Source organism: Gimesia chilikensis (assembly GCF_007744075.1).
Taxonomy (GTDB): Bacteria; Planctomycetota; Planctomycetia; order Planctomycetales; family Planctomycetaceae; genus Gimesia; species Gimesia chilikensis_A.
The window spans coordinates 2,388,069-2,408,356 of the sequence record NZ_CP036266.1 but is presented as its reverse complement, the minus strand read 5'-3'; the positions used below and the strand labels follow the sequence as shown (position 1 = coordinate 2,408,356).

The window sequence follows — 20,288 nt, the reverse complement described above, 5'->3', positions numbered from 1 at the left end:
TTCTTTCGTGTTCAAGGACATTCATCAGGGGAGGAGTGACTGGATTCGCGGAGATTTCAGTTCACGTTCGGGGATCACGGTCTGTTTCAGTTTCGACAGGTCGGCACCACAGCCGGTAACGCGGGAGACGTCGGACAACCACTGGGACTCCTGTTCCTGGCCGATCTGCTGCTGGAATGTGGCGAAGTCCTGGGGAGCGAAAAAGGTACGATCCAGGCGCAGACTCTGCAATTGATAGCGGTTGCGGTCGCCCGTCCATTTGACGTCTTTCCAGATCGACATCTCTGTTGTCAGGGGATCGGCAGAACGGGAGACATTCAGATATTCGTACTCCGCTTCCTCGATCTGTCGAGCCGTCGCGCCGGCAATCAGGGAATCGAACAGACGGACTTCGCCGCCGGTCGCCTGAAAGTTGAGTCCCATCAGCGTGACATGACTGGCATCCAGAATCGAATTGCGGGAGACACGGACTTCGTTCTTTCCCCTGACCCGCCGGATAAAGACATTCTTCATCGTGAGCGTGCAGGGTTCAGTCTCTTCCGCACGACCGGTGAGCATCAGCGTGCGGACAGCGGAAGAAAGCACGACCGCGTTGGTCAATTCGTAGCGTCCCGTATCGAGAAAAAAGAGATCAAAACCGAGACAGTCGCGAATATAGACCCGATTGTAACTGGTCCGACTGGCTCCCGTGTCACAGATGCCGGTCGAATTTCCGATCGAAACAAAGCCATCGACTTTGTACTCGGCCGTCTCGTGAGCACTGATGCCGTCATCGCCGCATTCGATGGCCTGGATATTTTCGAACAGTACGTCTTCACAATGTCCGTGGATATTGAAACCATCGTTATAGGGATGCGTGCAGGTCAGGTTGCGAATTACCAGGTGCGCATTGTAGTTGTCTTTCGAACCGCCAAACTGTACTCCCGCGGAACGGACGGGAACGCTTATCTGCTGTTCGCTGAGCTGGGCACCAGGAGAGACTTTCAAATAAAAGGCCCCCTTGATCTGGGATGACTTTTCATCGGCGGGCCCTGCTTTCACAAACGTCCATTCTCCCGCTTTGAGTTCCTCCGGCTGTTTGAGTTCCTGACTGGGTCCTTTGGAGGTCCGGCCCATGTGAACCATCTTGCCGTTCCAGACGAAAAACCAGCGTTGCAGGATGGCATCACTGACCGCAGGCAGGAGTTGCTCACTACGATAGAGGTCAGGTTTGACTTCGTTCCATTGAGTAATGTCGAGCGGGTCGGAACCTTCCAGCGTGGCGCCGTGCCCGTCGAGTGTGATCGGTTTGCCCGGTTCTCCGCGCTTGCCGTAAAAGCCGGCGTATTCGTGATAGACTTTGGGCTGCAGATGAATCGTGTCGCCCGGTTGTGCGTTGCGGATCGCCTGGCGGATTGTTTTGAGCGGCCCTTCCTGGGCAGCATCATTTCCGTTATCCGGGTCAACGTGAATGTCGCGGGCCAGACTGGTGCCTGTAAACAGCAAGAGCATGAACAGTGCATAACACCATGTCCCTGCCCTGCTCTCAGGACTGACATGATGCGTGCCGATTGACGGCTGTGTTTGAGCGTTGTCTGACTTCCCCTGCATAAGGCTGCTTCCTGATTTGAGCGCGGATGATTTATTTTGAGTCTGTTGGTTTCTGATCCAGCCAGAAGCGGGACTGCATCTGCATCATGGTGCGGGCCCGGTTCGAATCACGATCACGGATGGCGGCGGCGAGTTCCTGGTGCTCCCAGATCATCCGTTCGCCGGTCGCCGCGTCGGACTGGTAATCCTGATAGGCCGTATCGAAGAAGTTGACCAGCACCCGCTGCATGCCGGCGATCAATGTGGACGATGTCATCTGCAGCAGCAGTGAGTGAAAGGCGATATCCAGTTCGGAAATCTTCTCGGGCCGGTGACTGCGAATGGCGGTTTCCATTTCCTGAGCCAGTTCACAAAGCAGCTGGCACTGTTCGTCGCTGCCGTTGCGGATGGCCAGGTCGACGGCCCCCATTTCCACCACGTAACGCAGCATCGACAGTTCGGCGATATCCTGGTCGGAGTCGAATAAGGAGGGGAGCCCCAGTTGCAGCAGACGGAGCGGATCGGGACGCCGGACAATCAGCCCCAGCCGTTTGCGGGCTTCGAGCAGACCGATGGCCACCAGTCGACTGACGGCTTCCCGGGCAACGGTTCGCGAAACGTCATACTCTTCCGCGAGGTCCGCTTCGGTCATGAAAAAAGCCCCGTCGGTGAGCCGTTCGTCCTGAATACGGGCCCGAATCCGCTCGGCAAGCTCGTCAGACTGGGTCAACTGAATACTGGTTTCGGCGGCCATAGATACTACTTATTAAACATATTTGGTCACATTATTGATTTACACCGTGTCTTTTTCTGATTAAATAGTATCTATTCAATTCCTGATGTCAAACCTTATTTGGGAAATCTCTGATGTCTGCATTACCTGACCTGACTGAGTTACAGCAGTTTGATACGCCGACGATCTGCAACGCGATTGAGCTGTTTGAGGTGCGACCGCGGACCGCGGGTTACATGCAACGGGAGATCGCAGCCTGCTTTCCGGAGTTGCCTCCCATGGTCGGTTATGCGGCGACTGCGACCTTTCGCTCTTCCGCGCCGCCTGCAGCGGACATCGATCCCGGCGTGTCTGCGCGGCTGATCAGTTCGTTCGCAGAACTGCCTGGACCGGCGGTTGTTGTCTTCCAGGATCTGGACGATCCCCCCGCGGGAGCCACGTTCGGTGACGGAATGTGCCTGACGTACAAAACCTTTGGAGCCGTCGGTCTGATCACGTCGGGAGCCGCCCGGGATATCGATAATGTCAGACTACTCGACTTCCCCTGTTTCAGTCACGGGATCATGTGTGGACACGGTTACTGTCACTTCGAAGAGACCGGTATTCCCGTGGAGGTCGGCGGCTTGACCATCCAGCCCGGTGATCTGCTGCACGGCGACTGTAATGGTGTTGTAACGATCCCGCGAGAAATCGCAGCGGCAGTGCCTTACGCCTGTGCCGAGTATCTCAAGTACGAAGCGATCGTTTTAGATCCACTTCGCGAGGGACGGGCCAACCTGGAACATCACCAGGAGACGATCCGCGAGATGCTGGCCCGCCTGGCGGAACTGAAGCGCGAACTGAAAACGATGATCGCACCGTCAGAGGCGGATTCCTGATCGTCTCTAGTACCAGTTAGTGTTTGAGAATCTGGATGGTCTATACCAAAGTCGTTTCAACCGGGGCTAATGCCCTACGGCTAATTTGGCTTCTCTGTTGTTGAAGTCCTGATCACAAGGGTAACAGCATACCATCGGCTACAATGAATCATTATAGAGTTGACGCTGTCGACCTTACGATCACACCGAACTCTATTAAATATACTCTTCCTGGCCGGTCTCAGTTCGTCCGGTTGACCCAGCGACGGGCTTCCTCGGTGAGGTCGGGCTCTTCTCCCGTGGGGGCTTCGAAGTAGTAGTGTTCCAGACGAGAAATGGACGTGTCGAGCTCGGCTTTGCCTGCGGGGCTGAGTCCGTTGTTACGTTCGATGTCCTTGAGCAGACCTAGAACAGTAAAGGGAGTGACGTGCTCAGGCATCTGGTAACGGGCCGTGCTGACGGACTGTGTTTCCCGCGTCACCAGCTTAAAACCGATTCCGAGCAGCAACAGCAATGCAATCCCGCCGAGGATGGGCATCACCCAGGACTGTTCGGGAGTGCCGTACTCCTGTTGGAGCATGATCTCCGGATCAACGGAGACAAGGTCGGCATCGTCGAACCGCTGGTAGGTGACTTCGTGGGCCTCGTCTTTCGGTAAGCCGAACGTAAATGCTTCCGGATGTTTGGTGAGATCGGGACGGGCCTCCATGGAGACCATCCAGATCCGTTCGGAATCGATGGCATTTCCGGGGGCTGTCTTATCAAACTGTGAGACCGAAACGCCTTCGTTTTCAATCGAGGTGATGTTGAATTCTTTGGGTTTCAGATCGACCAGTTGATCCAGGTCGGGCATCAGGCCGATCCCGGTGGCACGAATTTCCAGCTTGAGTTTGCCCTCTTTTGATTCGCGTTCATCGAGAGTCTGGGTGATGGTCACTTTTTCATAGGGACGCGGATCGCCCTGCTCTGGCGAAGCATCAATAGGCAGCGGCGCCGATTCCACGGGAATCACGGCGTAGCCGGAAGTGTCCATGAAATCCATGTCGAGTGTAAGGCTGGGGATCTTGTCGACCTCAGGCCCCTTAGGCTTCAATAACAGGTAAGCGTAGGGAGTAACCCGCCAGCCGTAGGTTTCGGCGGCGCGGGAGTTCACATCTTCGCTCTGGAAAGTAATCGAACGGATTTCGAAATGTTCTTCCAGCGCCAGACGGGCCGATTCCTCGAACTTCTCACGGTAGTTTTCCAGCGGACGACCGTAGTTGTAATAGAAGTAGTTCCCCTGCTTCTGATTCTGCAGGTACTTGGAGAACCCGCCCGATTCGCGTTCAATCTCCTTCGTGTGTCGCAGATTGACGAACAGGCCGAACGGCTCGCCATGACCGACGACATCCGAACCGTCGATTTCAGTTTCCAGTTTGATTTCGGTCACGAGGTCTTTGTAGTAGTCGTAAACTTTTTTCGCTTCCCGCGCCTGTTCATGGTCGCCCACGATTTCAAAGCCCGCTTTCAGGTAACGGAATTTGACTCCCGGATTGAGGGCACTCAGCCGGACGAACAGGGAGTTGGCAAACTTGTCCATATGTCGTTTGGCGAGTTCGCCGGGCAGTTCTTCAATCGCCTTGCGGATGAGGGGATACTGTGTGGGATCTGAGACGGTGGTATCCGAGATCTTGCCTAAATCGGGAGCCCCAAGGCTGGCGTAGAACCAGGTCTCGTAGACGGTCGACTCCTGCTTGTCCTCTTCGAGCGATTCGACCTCAGCGGCGTAGAGTTCGGCCGCCTTCTGAAATCCATCCAGTGAATGCTGACGGCGCTCGGAGAATTCGGTCGTGCGGTTGAGCTCCTGCCGGAACTCGTTGGCATCATGATCGAGGGCTGCTTTCGCGAGTTGCACCGCCCAGGACTTCGGATATTTCTGAATCGCTTTCTCCAGCACCTGCTGGGCCGTCGCGTAGCCTTTGATGACTTCGCGTTCGATGTCTTTCTGTTTGCGATTGGTTTTGGCCGCCTTCTGAGTCGCGGGCATCCGCCAGACCTTAGCGAGGTTCGTCCGCATGGTCTCAATCAGAGAAGCCAGGGTTTCGGGATTCAGGCCATCGACGGTGCCGTAGATTTTTTCGATCGCATCCAGCTGGTATACCTCGGCGGCACTGTGCACCTGGGTAAAAGCCTGTGTGATCAATCTTTCGTTGATCGGCTCAATAGGAAGATCGTTGATTCGCTTGATCCAGTTAGCGAGTTCTTCGAGGTTACGAACCTGCTTGGAACGGGTGAGCGGAATTCCCTGGGCCCGCTGATTGAAGCCCCAGGCGAACATATAGATATTGGTCCGCTGCTGCTCGGAATTCGGATTGTGATTTTTCGTCCAGACCTGCAGGAACTGTTCGGCCAGAGATTTCGCTTCCCGCGGATCGAGGGGAGCCAGCTTCTCAATGTACGGGAAGGCTTCGTCTTCCTCTTCGACTTTGAGATAGAGCCGGGCGATGGTGGTCATGAAATCCTGGTGCAGAGGCGGATCGACGAGCTTCATCCATTTTTCGTCCGGAATCATCTCCAGGATTTTGCCGGTCGAGATGGCCTGGATGCGGTTCTGCCGCGCCATCTGCGGCTGCATCATACTGCTTTCGGTGTAGTAGAAGTTGCCGTAATAATCGCGCTGCATGGTGCGTCCGCGACGGGTAGAGTAGTCATAGGTCTGTGAAATTTCTGCTTCCCGCAGCCAGTTGGTCGCCAGCATTTGCAGTGTCGACTGCCATTCCTGCGCCTGTTCGGGAGCCGCAGTCAGCAGCGCTTCGACGGCGATTTTCTGCAGTTCCAGACTCCGCTGACGGAAGGAACTGTTACTGATCTGGGTCGACATCCCCGTAGCCACCGCGGAGCCGATGGTGGAGAGAATTTCCTTCCCCCGTTCGGGACGCTTGCTGAAACTTTCCTTGAGCCAGGCCTGCCCCAGTTCATCCTTGATACGGGGTGTGAGTTCGACGGCCCGCTTGAGGGCTTCTTCTTTTTCTTCGGTGGAAATTTCGCCGACCGCCAGCACCGCCTGCAGGGCCTCCCAGGCTTTCTCCAGATGTTCGTTCTTTTTCTCGTGGGAGGGGAGCGCCAGATAATAACGCGACAACAGGTTTAAGGCTTCGCGGTCATCTTCTTTGATCGCATCTGCCAATGCAGGCAAGTACTCGGCCATATATTGCGCCTGTCCGGAATCGGCCAGTAACTGTGCGACCTGGCGTTTGCTCAGAACGGGCTCTTTATTCTGCAACTGTTCGTTAAACGCTTTGAGATACTCCTGAATCGCGTACCCGTTCCCCAGCGAGATGCGGAAGATGCCTGTCAGCTGACCGAAGTACGTGTTTTTCTGATTCATTTTCTGCTGAAGCTGTGCCGCGAGCTGCGGATTCTGTTGAATCATCTGCTGAAGCTGTGCGGAACTGACCGAGCCTGAAGGCAGATTTTTCGCATCGATCTTTTCCGTGGCATCTTCGGGCAGGAGCGCTGCGAGCTGGAAGAAGTCGTCGATGGAGATCACATTTTTCTCGGCGAACTGGGGATAACGGGTTCCCGAGGGACGTTCCGGATTCTGCAGAGAAGTCAGCAACTGCAGGTAGAGGGCTTGATACTCATCCTGTGGCAGGGTCTTGAAAAACGTTTTGACGGCCTTCCAGTTCCCTTTAGTGACATCGCTTTGCAACGTTGCGAGTTGTTTTTCGAAGGCTTTCAGTTCGGCATCCAGTTTCGCCTGCTGTGCCTTTTTATCGGCGGCAGCCTGCTGCTCGGGAGTCAGCGGTTTCTGTGCGACGAGGGGCTGTTCGGTCGGCTGCTGTTTCTCTTCCGGCTGCTGTTTGTCTGTTTTTTCCGGTGCAGCCCAGGCCTGGATGCGAGCAGAAGGACGTCGATCGAACTTCAGTTTTTTGATCGCGGCCAGCCGTTTCTGTTCGTAGGCTTTCTGCTGGGCGTCCGTGCTGGAGGACGAGGCACTCTGTGTTGCGGCTGCGGAACTGGTCTGCACACTGGCAGGTGCGGTCGTGACCGTGAGACTGCCCGACACTGGGACGGGTGCCTGGACCGGGACCGCTAAAAGTTTTGAAACCTGTCCCGACGAAGTTCGCGCGCTAGATTGCGCCAGGCTGGAGTGGTCGTCAGCTGCACAGAGCAGAGTCGCGATTGTGATCGAAAGAGCGAGTTGCAGTCGCTGCATCGGAAGTCACCTTTACTTGAATTTAGAATCAATTACGTTTCAGCAGTCGTCCGGGGGATTCACCGACGAATCCCCCCTTCTCCGTCAGACATTACGAACCACTTTTATCCGGCGGTGGTCCGGCACTGGCGCCACGATGGTCCTTTTCCTTTTTCTTTCCCTTGCCTTTTCCTGGCTTCTTCCCCGGCTTCTTGCCGTTACAGACGCCGTTACAGCAGCCTTTGCACTTGCACTGCCTGGGAATCGGCATGCCCTGCAGATCGGTCAGATCAAGATTCGCGAGCCGGATGACAGCTTCGAGATTCTCCTGCTGTTCTTTGAGGTCACCTTTGTCGCCGGTTTTCTCTGCGTTTTCTGCGAGCAGACGATAGTTCTGACGCGATGACTCGATGATGGGTTCCCAGCCATCTTTGCCAACCCCTTCGAGTCGCAGCGTCCAGGTGACGTAATATTCCGCATTGGCCATCGCGGAGCGTGTTTCTTTCAACAGTTCCGCATCGGGTTTCTCATCGGACTGAAGTTCTCCCAGAAGGGCCTGCAGATCGAGGTAGGCTTCGGGTAGTTCTCCGGAGAACATCATCGCTTTGTCGCGTGCGAGACGGATTTTGCGTGATTCCTTCACATTCTCTGCAGGAACCAGCGGCAGAGCTTCGTTGTAGAGCGCGACGGCCCGACTCCAGTTGCCGTGCTCTTCGGCGGTCTGAGCGACTTTGACTCTCCGGTCCACATCATCGAGCTTCAGCTGTGCCTGTCCTGGTCCGTAATGATAGGCGCCCAGAAAGAGCGGGACCAGCCCCCAGCAAAGTAGCAGCATAATTCTCATTGGACTTTCCTTCCTGCAATCAGTTTCCATTGCACAAGTGACAAAACTGGTTTCCTGTATTCCGTTATCCGTCGGTCATGAAACCGTCGGATGCAGATGTGTTGACTTCTGTTTTCGTTCCGCTTCCCGCCGGGCCCGTGCCCGTTCTTTGCGACTGGTGAAGACTCCCGGTTTCCAGCCGGTGCCCCAGTAATGGAGCAGCCAGGGAATCAGGGCGTAGATCAAGGCCGAGAGACCACAGATCGCCAGGGCGTATTCGCGGCGGGTCAGTTTCTCAAAGGGGTTCTCTTCACCGCCTACCGCCAGTTGATCGATCAGGTCGGTACTGAGATGTTTTTCGTTGCCGTTGTGATAAGTGCCGTTCAGACGAATGGCCAGCTGTCGCAGCGTAGAGACATCCTGGCGGGAATGGTGTCCATTGATGAAGGAGCCTTTGACGGAATCTCCCACGCCGATCACCACCGCATTGGCGACCGAGACGGGCATTTTGGGCATGCAGACGCCGGGCACGGTATCGCCGTCACTGATGAGCAGAAGCGTGGTGCTGCGTGGATTCCAGGGTTTCGCCAGCTCTGCGGCTTCTTCCAGTCCCGAGAACAGATCGGTTTCGCCGGAGACAAACGCGTGGTGCATGGGGAGATCATTGAAGATATTGTGAATCACTTCCAGGTCGCGGGTATCTTCCACGACCCGCTTGGCCGCGTTATAGACGGCGATCACGCTGGTCTGGTAGCGGTTCATATTGGCCCGTTCGAAAAAGGATTCCATCAACCGCGCGGCGCGTTGCATGCGGGACTGATCCTTGTTCTGACCGGCGTCTTCGAGCCGCATACTGGGCGAGACGTCGAGTACGATCAGCAGGTGTTTCATTTCGTTATCGGGAATGGCCTGGGCAGCATGAATTTTGGGAGGGAGCAGCAGCAGGGTGATCAGTCCCCAGCAGAGCCCGGTCAGTGAGAGCACGCGGAGTGCAGGCACGATACGGGCCCAGGCCGCGGGTTGGGCGGAGGGACCGAAGACGAGGGGCGCAATCCGCCTGATGCGCCGGGCGTGGAGCATTTCCGCACCGGTGGCTACCACCAGGATCACAATTGCCGCCAGTCCTGCTACCACGGTGTAAACCTCAATCCAAAGAGTGAAAGTGTGCTGCTCCCCAGCAGGATCAGACCTGCCAGGCTGTAGGGATAAAAGTTGTCCATCGATTCCGCCGCCGTCCGTTCCAGACGCGTCTCCTGCATATCGTCGATGTGCTTGAACACGGTTTCCAGTGCCTGCGGGCTTTCGGGCTCGAAGACCTCGCCCCCCGTGAGACCGGTGATGTTCACAACCGGACCGGGCACTTCACTGGCTGCGATGTGAATCGCGTAAACCACGATGCCATCCGCCTTGAGTTTTTCGGCAATCTCCACATCCTGTCCGTTGCCCAGATCGAAGCTGTAGCCGTCGGAGACGAGGACAATCATCCGGTCCCCCTGCTCGCGCGAGATGAGTACTTCCCGGCACGCGCGGAGGGCCTTACCGATTTCGGTGCCTCCCAGCCAGTGCGGATGCCCGGGGCTCATGGGATCCATGAACGGGGGCGCGCATTTGATCGCGGAGACATCGGTCGTCAGGGGAACCCAGTGCAGGACTTCGTTGCCGAAGAACGTCAGGCCGAAGGCGTCGCCTTCACGGTAATCGAGAAACTTGTTGATGGCCGCCATCGAGGCATCGTAGCGTGTGCCTTCACCGAAGGAGGCGGTCATACTGCCGGAGACGTCGACGCAGAATTCGATGTTGGTCAGCACCCGCCTGGTTTTGGGAGCACTCAGTTGTTGCGGACCGGCGAGAATCAGTACGACGACCGCGAGGATCAACGCGGGCAGTGACTGCGCGAGATTGACCAGCGTTCCCCAGGCACGTCCGCGCGTCTGAACTCCGTGGTCGAAGGGGAGCACGACGTGTCCCCCGTCACGCCGCCAGATCCAGACCAGCAGCGCGATCGGCACGATTAAGAACAGGAGTACCCAGGGATGTGAAAAACTCATAACGTCGATTTACCAGTTTGCCTTTGGTTGTATTGATTTCGGTTTCAGTAAATTCCAACTCAGTCTGTATTCAGGTAGCGAGTGACGCCAGCTCCTCGTCGAGGGCATCGGCGGGCAGATTTTGATACGGTTCCAGAATCTGCGCGATCTGCGGGCTGTTCAACTGCGGATCTGCGTCGGGGCGATGCAGCAGAATTTCCAGCTGTTGCAGCAGCGGACCGGCTTCCTCGTGCTGTCTTAAAATCCGGGTCACCTCGGCGACGTCGGTCTGCTCCAGATGCAGTCGTTTTCGCCAGAACGCAACCAGCATCATTTCCAGTTCCGCCATCTGTGTCTGAGTCAGTTTCCCCGCGATCGCTTTTTCGACCATGGGCTGCAGACGATCTGATAGCGACGGAGGCGGCTGTTGTGATTCGTCGCTCTCGGTGGCTGATTTACGTTTGACGAAGACAATCAGAAAGGCGCCCACTGCCCAGAGCAGGAAGATGATGGTCATCCAGAACTGGTAGCCGCCGATCCGGGGGATCGACGTGGCCGAGGGGCTGTTGGGTTCCACGCGACTGGCGGGGAGAATCGACTTGATACTCACCGGGATCGCGGGCAGTTCGCCCAATGCACTCTTGTCTTTGCGTTCGAGGAAGTCTGCCAGATTATATTCACCGGGTTTCAGGCCGTAGTATTCCAGTTCATAGCGGAACATGTCCGGGCCGTGCGGGTGGAGGCTGACAATCCTTAAGATGATCGGATCGTCGTCGGCGATCTGTTTGACCTGCAGTTCGGAACCGGGGAGGATGATGTCCTCGATGCGTTGCGACATGCCGACCGACGCACTGGAGGGCTCCTCTGCTGCGGCGGAGGGAGACGGCGCGGCTCCGTAGACGCAGGTCAGCAGGACCAGCGCGAGTGGCTGCAGAATCAGAGTTCGATAAAATGCCTGCCGGTCTCTCATTAACGGCTCCCTCGTGAGAGAATATCGCGGGAAGAAAAGAACTGCCTTAAATGGGGGACGAACGGCTCGTCCGTTTCGATCAACAGATGATCGATGCCGCTGCGTTTCAGCTGGAAGTCGATCTGCTCCTGGTCGAGCCAGACCTTGCGTCCGTGTGTGACGAAGTCGCTGCCGGTCTCTGCTTCGCGGGCCCGCATCAGTCCGGCTCCGCGCAGCCCGGTCTCAGCCGGATCGCGAAACTGGATCACCACGGTGTCGTGCCGTTGGGCGAGTTGCTTGAGGGCGGGAACCGCTTTGGGATCGTGCAGGTCGGAGAGGACGATAATCAGCGCCCGGCTCTTGAGGCTGGGGCTGAACTCGGCCACCCGCTGACCGATGGTGGTCTGTTCGTCGTAGCGGAAACGTCTCAGGCGGACCAGCCACTGCATGACCTGGTCTTTGGAAAGGCTGGGATGAATCCGCAGATCGGTTTCGCCGACGCCGAGAACGCCGACGGGACTGACGCGTTCCAGGCAGGCAAAGGCGAGTCCGCCCGCGATGTGCAGGGCCAGACCGTATTTACTTTTCGCGGTGGAGCTGATCATCATCGAAGCAGAGGTGTCGATGAGCAGATAACAGGGGAGCCGCTTGGGCGTCTCGTATTCCTTAATAAACAGCTTCCCGGTGCGGGCGGTAACCCGCCAGTCGATGCTTTTAATCGGGTCCCCTTCCTGGTAGGGTCGCGACTGAAAGAACTCGAGCCCGGAACCGAGAAACGGCGACTTGTCGGTCCCGTAACTCAGGCTGTCCGCGAGTCGCTTGACGGCAATGTAGAACTGCCGCGCGTCCAGCGGATCAATCTGTTCCAGTAAGCCTTCCATGCAGCACCTGTTTTAAATCTGTGAGAGTATTCGATAACGTGATTCGAGACAGCGGCGATTAGTCCTCCCGCCCGACCAGGGATGGCGTCGCCCCCAGGTCGCGGAGCATATCCTGCAGCACTCCTTTGCCGGTGAGTCCGTCGGCGAGCGCTTCGTAATTCAGCCGGATGCGGTGCAGGATGACATCTTCGGCCAGCACGAACAGATCTTCGGGAATCACGTAGTTGCGTCCCTGGATCAGAGCCCGGGCGCGGGAGGCCTTGACCAGCGCGATGCCGGCACGCGGGCTGCAGCCCAGTTCGATGTTGGGATGATTGCGTGTGCGGTTGATGACTTCGATCACGTGTTCCACGAAGGTATCGCTGACGTGAATGTCGTTGACGGCCTGCATGCAGGCGACCAGGTCATCGGCTGTGCCGACGGGCTGTTGCTGCATCACGTCGAATTCGGTATTCACCACAGCCCCGCGGTCTTCGCGACGAATGCCGAGTGCCATGTTGCGTTTGAGGACTTCGCGTTCCTCACTCGGATCGGGATAGTCCAGGCGGTGACAAAGCATGAAGCGGTCGAGTTGGGCCTCGGGCAGTTCAAAGGTTCCGGCCTGCTCCACCGGGTTCTGCGTGGCGATCACCAGGAACGGCGCGGGGAGTGAGAAGGTTTCGTTGCCGATGGTCACTTTGCGTTCCTGCATCGCTTCCAGCAGCGCCCCCTGCACCTTGGGAGCGGCCCGGTTGATTTCGTCGGCCAGCAGCAGGTTGGTGAAGATCGGCCCGGTGCGGGTGACGAACTCGTTGGTTTTCTGATCGAGGATCTGCGAACCCAGAATATCGGAGGGCAGCAGGTCGATGGTGAACTGAATGCGGGAGAAATCGAGGTCGATCGATTTGGAGAGAACCGACACGAGCAGCGTTTTCGCCAGTCCCGGCACCCCCTGGAGCAGAATATGACCGCCGGTAAACAGCGAGATCAACAGGCGTTCGACGACCTCATCCTGACCGACGACGACCGTGGCGACCTGGTCGCGGACGGCTTGGATGAACTGGGCATTCTTGAGGACTTCTTCCGAAACCTCATGTTGGCTGGCAGCGGAGCTGTTCATAGATGATATCGTTCCATGCTGACGGGAAATCGATTGTGTCTGGGGCAGAGTAGGTAGAAACTCAGTTGCAGAAACCGCGGGCAGCAGGGCGAAATGCTGCCTGTCACCGAATGGCGCTGGCGATCTAGACAAAAGTGCCCACAAATAAACAGGGGCACAGTATATCTTAAAAGTGCCCCTCAGCGACTGTCAACAACTTTCACAGCAATTTCCTGACGCGCCGGCGGAGTGCAGAGTTCCCGGGAATTTAACTCCGGATTGCTGGTCTTCTGAAAACAGTTTTTCAGGAACGCTTCTTTAATCGATAGGGCTTCCCAGCATCATAGAGCTTCTGTCGACTCTGGTAAGATTTTTTGCTGCGATAATTTTGTTCGTATTTGATCGCATTTTGATTATATTCTTTCGCTTTATCGAACTGCCCTAGTTCAGCATACGCGGCTGCCAGCAGCGCCATGTTTAGAGATTTCTGTTCGGGGATGAGCCGGGTTGCCTGCTGTGCATATTCGAGTGCCCGTTTGCCGTCACGCACCTTGTCGTCCGGGCTGGAGGCGAGCAGTTTAGCGGCAGCCTGCGGTGCGAAGCTGTTCTGGGGATCGCGTTGTACCACCTCTTCGAAGTCTTTGACAGCAGCCTGATCCTGACCTGTGGACTCAAGATACTCACCGCGGCTAATCCAAACCTCCGGCACCTCTGGTGTCAGTTCGATGGCTTTATCAAAATCCTGTCGGGCGCGATCCCGCTGTTTCAGGAGCGCCTGCAGCTTGCCTCGTCTGATGAAAACGAGACTGGATTCAGGAAACAGTTCTGCCGCCCGATTTAACGTCACCAGTTGCAGTTCGCGACGTTTGTGATATTCGTAAGCGTAAACCTGATCTAACAGTTCATGTAAGTCTGTTGTACTCTGCTCCGCAGCCTGTGTTTCGACAGGTTCCGGTTTGTGTTTCAGTTTACGGAGCACCGCTGCTGCCAGCAGGCCTGTCATCTCTTCCGATTCGGCAGCCTGCTGTAGATAGCGGATTGCCAGTTTGTTCTGTTTTTTCTGCAGCAGTGCCTTGCCGACGAAATACTGATAAAAAATGCGAGCCTGGTGACTTTCCGGTTCCTGCAGATACCAGTCGATCACCTCGGGTGAGAGGGCCTGAGCATCTTTCCCGGTGAGAATCCGTTTGCAGAGCAGGATCTGATTGAGCTGCGGCAGATGATATTTCTTGCCCCGGGAGAGAAATTCGATGTTAATCGCCTGCGAGAGATACTCATCCCGTTCTTTCGTCATACCCAGTTCATCGGCAATCAGTGCCGCCATGATTGCCGGAAACGCTTCGGCTACAAAATGGTACTCATCCGCAGTGTAGTCCCAGACTTTCATGGCTGCCTGCGGATTTCCTTCGAGATACTGATAACAGCCAACCACAGAAAGCTGTTTGTACATCAGCTGATCAGAAACAAGATACCGGTCATCGGACAGTGGCACTTTGGAATAATAATCCACATAAGGCTTGAGAAACGTCTGTATTTCCGCGGGCGGTTCGAGTCCCCGCGAACGGCACCAGGTATGGAAATCAAATTGATTGTTATAACGGACCGCTTCCTGTTTGCGCAGTTCCAGGGCACTGTCCAGATCGCCCAGAAGTTCATGGCACTCCGCCTCAAGTCTCAGGCCCCAGCCAGAGTACGTTTTCGCAGCCACTTTGGCATGCTTTAAAGCCTCTTTGTAGTCTTTCTTCTTAATGTAATAGCGGGCGATCTCAGCCTCCACTCCCGCGCGTTCCATCACGCTCTGTACCAGCGCCAGAGCTTCGTTACGCAGCCTCAGTTCCTGTTCGTCTTTCCCCTGCAGCTGGGCGATTTTAATCAGGGGGTAGATGTTCTCGTAAGTCGGACGCTGGTTGAAGACTTGCTGATAGATCGTTTCCGCGCGGGGATAATCGAATCGCAGTGAATACTGGTAGGCAATCGCATGGGTCAGTTGATCGACATCGGCATATCTCTTGAGCAGTTCGGGGACGCGCGGCTCGTTCTGCTTCCAGTTAAAAGTCAGTTCCTGAATGATGGTGTAAGGGGAATCCGGACTGACGGCTGTCAAGTGAGGGACCCATTGCGGCTTTTCCTCTTCGGGAACTGCGTAGTCGATTACGAAGGCCAGCTCGGAAATCACATGACTGCCGTTACGGATATAGGTGGTATCGCGGACCGTTTCCAGCGGTTCGTTGGGCAGACCGATTTCGCGGTCGCGGGCCAGAATCTGATGCGTCGCCGTGGTCCAGTACTCTCCCGGGACCTGGCCCAATTCGTTAAACGCCTCGAGTGCGATCGCCTGCTGCCAGCCGAAGGTCTGCAGGAACGGCTTGAAGGGATGCTTGTCCAGCGATTTCAAAAACAGATTGAGTTCCTGGTCCGCATTCACGGACCTGAGTTCCTGTCTGCGACTGACCAAATCCCAGGCCTGCAGCATGGTCAGATCCTGCACCGTGCTGGCCAGCATCGAAAAGGAAGGCTCGGTTTTCTCAGCCGGATCCATTCCCCGGTCCTTGAGCACCGCCACGAGGGCATCGCGGCTTTCAACCAGGTTCTGCAGTCTGGTGCCGGCGAATTCGGGAAGCAGTTTGCGGACATTTTTCCCTTTGAGACGAGGCTGACAAAAATGCAGCAGCCTGATGTTCACATCATGAATCATCACCAGGCTCTGACGGTCGTCGAGCGTTCGGGGCCTGGTATAAAAGGCCCGCACCGAGCGGGTGTCCCGGGCCAGCAGCACATCGGCGATATCGTTCTGCTGTTGAGGCGTGCCGAAATAAGTGACCTGCAGCAGAGCGAGATAGTCCCGCAGCAGTTCATTTTCCGGAGTCAGCTTCTGGTCCTTCAGTTTCCGGGTGTCGTACCGACAGTGGGCTTCGACGACCGGCAGCCATTCTGCGGGCACATTCGTTTGTGACTTCAGACCCGCAATCGTTTCGATGTCCTTGAGTGCCATCCGATCCAGTCCCAGCAGCCCCCGCACCAGGGCCCGATTGGAAAGGGCGTAGGCGGTGTCGGGATGCTTCTGCTGCAGGCGTTCTGCATACAGCAGTCCGCGGGCTTTGGTCGCCAGGGGAATCAGGCTCCAGTACTGTTCGGTCAGTGTTCCAAACAGAGCATAGCTTCGAGCCAGTTGCGCCAAAAGTGCGGGAGACTCCCCCTGCTTCGCTATCGCGGCGTGCGCATCGATCAGTTGCCCGTACTGCTGCCGGAAGTTCAGATCGTCCACCTTGATAAAACGGAGCGGCTCGGTGGGAATCGCCTCTTTGGTGGCTTTCCTTTTCTGCGGGACGTAACCGGCCTGCTGCAGCAGATCCTTAAACCAGGTACGCGAGTACTCCTCTGCCAACTGGACGGCCTCGGTGGCGGAACTCCGATTGGTCAGTTTCAGATCCCGCTTTTCAATCTGCTTTAATTTTTCACCGTCCCGCTGCATGACCTGAACGACATACCGCCCACGACGAGTGATGGTGACATGGATATTGAAGACCGGCACATCTTTGTCTTTCAGAGCCGGAAGCGGTTCGCCCAGAGAGGCATCGCGTGTGCGGGCGCCAAACTCTTCGCGGGCGGCGATCAGAAAGGCCTGCCGAAACAGTTCGCGAATGAGAACGCCAGGAACGCGAACGTTCGTATCCTGCTTCTGCAGATCCAGGTAGACCGTCGGCTGCACGGCAGCACTGCGTTTCTGGCTGGCCTCGACCGGGGATGTCCCCAATGCGGACACAATCAGCAGACAGACCAGCAGTACACGAACACCACCACAGGCAAGACACGGACGAAAAAGATCCAGGCAGTAAGCAAAGGGCATCTCAGAATCCATCATATGTATTGAAAAAGAATTGCGATCACCGAGTAACACTTCTAAAAATAGCGAACGTCAGTGCAGTATTCAAGTAAGAACTAAGCAAGAGAGTTTCATCCGCAGATCTTATAAGATCCGGCTGAGGTCGACTCGTTTGTTTTTTTCTACATCGAAAGACGCGAAAAGCACGAAAGGTCTGGATGGTGCGATTGAGTCAGACAGTGCCGGCTGGTTCCTGGAGTGTTCGAATTTCAAATCAATGGTTTCTCATGATCGACTTTTGAATGTCGTCCGAGTAGGATGAGTGTACAGTCATTAAGTGTACCAAATGATGGCAGGAAAACAAGTTAGGTAAAACAGGGACATTCAGCCCTGGAAAAATCGAAGTGAAGTCAGAAGACAATCTCTAGGAGAACCTGAATGGAACCGACGCCGCTACCGATTGCCAGCAAGCTTTCGATTCGTGAGTGTGGCTATAACGAATACTGGCTGCAGGATCAGATCTATGAAAACCCTAGTTGTCTCGGTCTGGGTGAGTTGGATGCCATCGACAAGGAACGTCGGCAGTCGAGCGGCGGGCGGCTGGATCTGTTGATGAAAAACGCCGAGGATGATGCGATGTATGAAGTCGAAATCATGCTCGGGGATACCGATGAATCGCATATCATCCGCACGATCGAATACTGGGATAACGAAAAACGACGCTGGCCGCAGCGACAGCATACGGCGGTGCTGGTAGCGGAGTCAATCACGCGTCGGTTTTTCAACGTGATTCATCTGCTGAGCCATTCGATCCCGATCATTGCGATTCAGGCCAATATCATCGAGGTGTGCGGGGTGCGTTCTCTGCATTTCACGAAGGTGTTGGATACTTACGAAGAGATCGACGACGGTGCCGCTCCGGATAATAAGTCATACGATCTGAGTTACTGGAAGGAGCGGGCTTCGTGGGTGATTGAGAATGCGAAAGCGCTGCAGGAAGTCAGCGAGGAGATCCTGGAGCATTCGGAACTGAACTATACCAAGTTCTATATCGCGATCACGTTAAACAGTAACAGCTATTGCTTTCTGCATAAGCGGAGCGACGGCAAGAGTCTGTTTGAGTTCCGGATTCCCGATCATTTACTGGAGGAAGCTAAGGAGCTGCTGGACTCGATCAGTATTACGTATATCTCCAAATCCAAACGCCTGCGTTTTACTTCGGATAAAAAGACGATCGAACAGCACAAAGACGTATTTAAAAAACTGACCGCGATTTCCGGAGAATACTGGGCAGCCTCATGAGTGATATTAAATTATTTCGTACGCAGGGCGATGCCGTCACCGAACTGGAAGGTAAGACGGTGGCGTTGGAAAAATCGCTGCAGATCTTGATCGAAAATCATCTCGAGACACTGCTGGGAATAAAATTTCTGGCTAGTGAATATTCCACCGGTAAAACGCACGCTGGGCGGATTGACACGCTGGGGATCGATGAGAACGGCTGCCCATGTATTATCGAATACAAGCGGACCAGTAATGAAAACGTGATCAACCAGGGGCTGTTTTACCTGGACTGGCTGATGGATCACCGGGCGGAATTCGAACTGATGGTGATCAAGCAGTTCGGCCAGGAAATGGCGGAAAACATAGAATGGTCGAACCCCCGTCTGCTCTGTATAGCCGGGGATTTCAATAAATACGATTCACACGCCGTACAGCAGATGAACCGAAATATTGAACTGCTACGATACATTCGATTCGATGAAGAACTTCTACTGCTGGAGTTACTAAATGCAGTCCAAGCATCATCTGCGTCTGAGAACACAAGTGCTGTAGACAATGAGAAATCAAAGTCAAAATCCAAAGATAGAACGGTGGTGGAACAACTTGAACAGGCTAGTCCTCAACTCCGTGACGTCTTCGAAACTCTCAAAGAGACCTGCCTGGGATTCGGTGATGATGTCCAGATAAAGACACCCAAACGATACATCGCATTTAAGCGTCTCAAGAATTTCGTTTGTGTAGATGTACGTGCTACAATCAATACACTTCTCGTTTTTGTTAAGGTGAATCCAGATACTGTCGACTTGGAAGAAGGATTCACACGCGATGTCCGGGATATCGCCCATTTTGGAACTGGTAATTTGGAAATCACACTTCATTCTCAGGAAGACTTGGTACGGGCGTTGCCCCTGATCGAAGAGAGTTATCAGGCGAGTTAACTATGCGGTGTGTGATCTGGAATACAGCATGGGCGATCCCTCATATAAAACGGGGGAGACGACTGCAGGAATTGATTCAGAGTCGCTCTCCAGATATGATCTGTCTAACTGAAGCCAAAGTGGGGCTGTTACCTGAGAGTGGCCATCTGATTGAATCGGGGCCTGATTATGGTTATCCCATCAAAGAAGGCCGCCGGAAGGTGCTGCTGTGGAGTGCCCAGCCCTGGGATGAAGTTTCGATTCATGACGACCTGAGTTTTCCCTCGGGACGCATTGTGAGCGGAGTAACCGGCGGAGTCCGGTTTGTGGGTATCTGTATCCCCTGGAGTGCCGCTCATGTTTCAGGCGGACGTAAGGACCGAAAGACCTGGGAAGACCACCTGCTCTACCTGGACGCCCTAAAGGAGCTGTTGAGTGATCTGCTGAGCCAGGGGCCCCTCGTCGTTACCGGCGATTTCAATCAACGAATCCCGAAAGCACGGCAGCCGAAGTATGCTTATGAGAAATTAAACGAAGTGCTGTCACTGGGACTGAAGGTGCATACGGCCGGCCCGCTGGGTCCCGCGGAGAAGCATCTAATTGACCATCTCGCGGCCACACCTGATCTGCAGGTGACGAATATTGAAGTGCTCGACAGGAAAACCGCCGAAGGCATGAGTCTTTCTGACCATTACGGGATCTATGCAGAGATCACGCGGGATTGAGTCGTTCGCGATATTCACGTTGGTGGTGAGATGCCATTGGGTAGAATGCGGCGGCCTGGAGTTTGTTTTCTACCACGAAATTCTCGAAACGCACGAAACGATTGGTTGCAGCTGTAAGTGGGTGGGATAACTATTGTGACTGGTGTTGTATTCAGTGTCGCCCCTGGTTACCGGCTGCTGGCGCTTTGCCGCTCACAGGCGTTGTCTGATTGAGATGTGGGGGGAGTTATACGGGTCATTTCGTTCGGCGGGCAGCCACATAGGGCTGCCCCTACGTTTGGGAATCAGTCTGGGGGCTTATTTTTTTAGATGAAGGATATTTTAGATTTGCTTCAGCGTGGTTTTACCTGTCGGGGCGATACTGTCTGCAGACTTGTTTGATGGTTTTTGACACGCGGGAGTGAATTATGAATAGCCTGGTTTCTCTGGTTCAAATGACGGCCGT

14 protein-coding genes are annotated in these 20,288 nt (G+C 55.1%); 4 read left to right on the top strand and 10 right to left on the bottom strand.

Going from position 1 to position 20,288, the window contains the following annotated elements; genetic code table 11:
- Positions 1-24 precede the first annotated feature (24 nt).
- Positions 25-1,590 carry a hypothetical protein gene (locus HG66A1_RS09210; RefSeq protein WP_145182453.1) on the bottom strand — a complete coding sequence of 522 codons (1,566 nt, stop codon included), beginning with the start codon at positions 1,588-1,590 and terminating at the stop codon, positions 25-27.
- A gap of 31 nt (positions 1,591-1,621) precedes the next feature.
- Positions 1,622-2,323 (bottom strand): FadR/GntR family transcriptional regulator, encoded by a 702-nt coding sequence (locus HG66A1_RS09205; RefSeq protein ID WP_145182450.1) that lies wholly within the window; start codon positions 2,321-2,323, stop codon positions 1,622-1,624.
- A 113-nt stretch (positions 2,324-2,436) separates the two neighbouring features.
- Here HG66A1_RS09205 and HG66A1_RS09200 point away from each other — a divergent pair, with 113 nt between their 5' ends.
- The gene (locus HG66A1_RS09200) at positions 2,437-3,180 is read left to right on the top strand and encodes an RraA family protein (protein WP_145182448.1); all 744 of its coding nucleotides are present in this window, start codon (positions 2,437-2,439) and stop codon (positions 3,178-3,180) included.
- A 220-nt stretch (positions 3,181-3,400) separates the two neighbouring features.
- Here the strand turns inward: HG66A1_RS09200 and HG66A1_RS09195 are convergent, their stop codons facing one another.
- The 8 genes from HG66A1_RS09195 to HG66A1_RS09160 form a co-directional block, all read right to left on the bottom strand.
- A complete protein-coding gene (locus tag HG66A1_RS09195) occupies positions 3,401-7,357 on the bottom strand; it encodes a hypothetical protein (protein WP_145182445.1) in 3,957 nt (1,318 codons plus the stop codon).
- Between the two features lie 91 nt (positions 7,358-7,448).
- Positions 7,449-8,180, bottom strand: coding sequence for a hypothetical protein (locus tag HG66A1_RS09190; RefSeq protein WP_145182441.1), 732 nt, complete (start codon positions 8,178-8,180; stop codon positions 7,449-7,451).
- Between the two features lie 75 nt (positions 8,181-8,255).
- A complete protein-coding gene (locus HG66A1_RS09185; protein ID WP_145182438.1) occupies positions 8,256-9,293 on the bottom strand; it encodes a vWA domain-containing protein in 1,038 nt (345 codons plus the stop codon).
- Positions 9,287-10,207 (bottom strand): vWA domain-containing protein, encoded by a 921-nt coding sequence (locus HG66A1_RS09180; protein ID WP_145182435.1) that lies wholly within the window; start codon positions 10,205-10,207, stop codon positions 9,287-9,289. Before HG66A1_RS09180 ends, HG66A1_RS09185 begins: the two co-directional genes overlap by 7 nt.
- Positions 10,208-10,277: 70 nt before the next feature.
- Positions 10,278-11,156 (bottom strand): hypothetical protein, encoded by an 879-nt coding sequence (locus HG66A1_RS09175; RefSeq protein WP_145182432.1) that lies wholly within the window; start codon positions 11,154-11,156, stop codon positions 10,278-10,280.
- On the bottom strand, positions 11,156-12,016 hold the full coding sequence (locus HG66A1_RS09170) for a DUF58 domain-containing protein (RefSeq protein WP_145182429.1): 861 nt from the start codon (positions 12,014-12,016) through the stop codon (positions 11,156-11,158). The genes HG66A1_RS09175 and HG66A1_RS09170 overlap by 1 nt, the downstream gene beginning before the upstream one ends.
- A 58-nt stretch (positions 12,017-12,074) precedes the next feature.
- The gene (locus tag HG66A1_RS09165) at positions 12,075-13,115 is read right to left on the bottom strand and encodes an AAA family ATPase (protein WP_145038704.1); all 1,041 of its coding nucleotides are present in this window, start codon (positions 13,113-13,115) and stop codon (positions 12,075-12,077) included.
- Positions 13,116-13,398: 283 nt separating this feature from the next.
- On the bottom strand, positions 13,399-16,941 hold the full coding sequence (locus HG66A1_RS09160) for a tetratricopeptide repeat protein (protein ID WP_197997059.1): 3,543 nt from the start codon (positions 16,939-16,941) through the stop codon (positions 13,399-13,401).
- 414 nt (positions 16,942-17,355) lie between these two features.
- Between HG66A1_RS09160 and HG66A1_RS09155 the strand changes: the two genes are divergently transcribed.
- From HG66A1_RS09155 to HG66A1_RS09145, 3 genes are read left to right on the top strand one after another with little or no spacing between them, the layout of a single operon-like run.
- Positions 17,356-18,219 (top strand): hypothetical protein, encoded by an 864-nt coding sequence (locus tag HG66A1_RS09155; protein WP_145182423.1) that lies wholly within the window; start codon positions 17,356-17,358, stop codon positions 18,217-18,219.
- Positions 18,216-19,139 (top strand): DUF5655 domain-containing protein, encoded by a 924-nt coding sequence (locus HG66A1_RS09150; RefSeq protein WP_145182421.1) that lies wholly within the window; start codon positions 18,216-18,218, stop codon positions 19,137-19,139. Before HG66A1_RS09155 ends, HG66A1_RS09150 begins: the two co-directional genes overlap by 4 nt.
- 2 nt (positions 19,140-19,141) lie before the next feature.
- Positions 19,142-19,843: an endonuclease/exonuclease/phosphatase family protein gene (locus tag HG66A1_RS09145; RefSeq protein WP_145182418.1), complete on the top strand. Its 702-nt coding sequence runs from the start codon at positions 19,142-19,144 to the stop codon at positions 19,841-19,843.
- The last annotated feature ends 445 nt before the right edge of the window (positions 19,844-20,288 follow it).

What these genes read in the sequence shown, in the direction of transcription:
- HG66A1_RS09205 (WP_145182450.1), bottom strand. Translation starts at nt 2,323, where the DNA reads ATGGCCGCCGAAACCAGTATTCAGTTGACCCAGTCTGACGAGCTTGCC.
- HG66A1_RS09165 (WP_145038704.1), bottom strand. Translation starts at nt 13,115, where the DNA reads ATGAACAGCTCCGCTGCCAGCCAACATGAGGTTTCGGAAGAAGTCCTC.
- HG66A1_RS09155 (WP_145182423.1), top strand. Translation starts at nt 17,356, where the DNA reads ATGGAACCGACGCCGCTACCGATTGCCAGCAAGCTTTCGATTCGTGAG.
- HG66A1_RS09180 (WP_145182435.1), bottom strand. Translation starts at nt 10,207, where the DNA reads ATGAGTTTTTCACATCCCTGGGTACTCCTGTTCTTAATCGTGCCGATC.
- HG66A1_RS09170 (WP_145182429.1), bottom strand. Translation starts at nt 12,016, where the DNA reads ATGGAAGGCTTACTGGAACAGATTGATCCGCTGGACGCGCGGCAGTTC.
- HG66A1_RS09160 (WP_197997059.1), bottom strand. Translation starts at nt 16,941, where the DNA reads ATGCCCTTTGCTTACTGCCTGGATCTTTTTCGTCCGTGTCTTGCCTGT.
- HG66A1_RS09150 (WP_145182421.1), top strand. Translation starts at nt 18,216, where the DNA reads ATGAGTGATATTAAATTATTTCGTACGCAGGGCGATGCCGTCACCGAA.
- HG66A1_RS09195 (WP_145182445.1), bottom strand. Translation starts at nt 7,357, where the DNA reads ATGCAGCGACTGCAACTCGCTCTTTCGATCACAATCGCGACTCTGCTC.
- HG66A1_RS09190 (WP_145182441.1), bottom strand. Translation starts at nt 8,180, where the DNA reads ATGAGAATTATGCTGCTACTTTGCTGGGGGCTGGTCCCGCTCTTTCTG.
- HG66A1_RS09210 (WP_145182453.1), bottom strand. Translation starts at nt 1,590, where the DNA reads ATGCAGGGGAAGTCAGACAACGCTCAAACACAGCCGTCAATCGGCACG.
- HG66A1_RS09145 (WP_145182418.1), top strand. Translation starts at nt 19,142, where the DNA reads ATGCGGTGTGTGATCTGGAATACAGCATGGGCGATCCCTCATATAAAA.
- HG66A1_RS09200 (WP_145182448.1), top strand. Translation starts at nt 2,437, where the DNA reads ATGTCTGCATTACCTGACCTGACTGAGTTACAGCAGTTTGATACGCCG.
- HG66A1_RS09175 (WP_145182432.1), bottom strand. Translation starts at nt 11,156, where the DNA reads ATGAGAGACCGGCAGGCATTTTATCGAACTCTGATTCTGCAGCCACTC.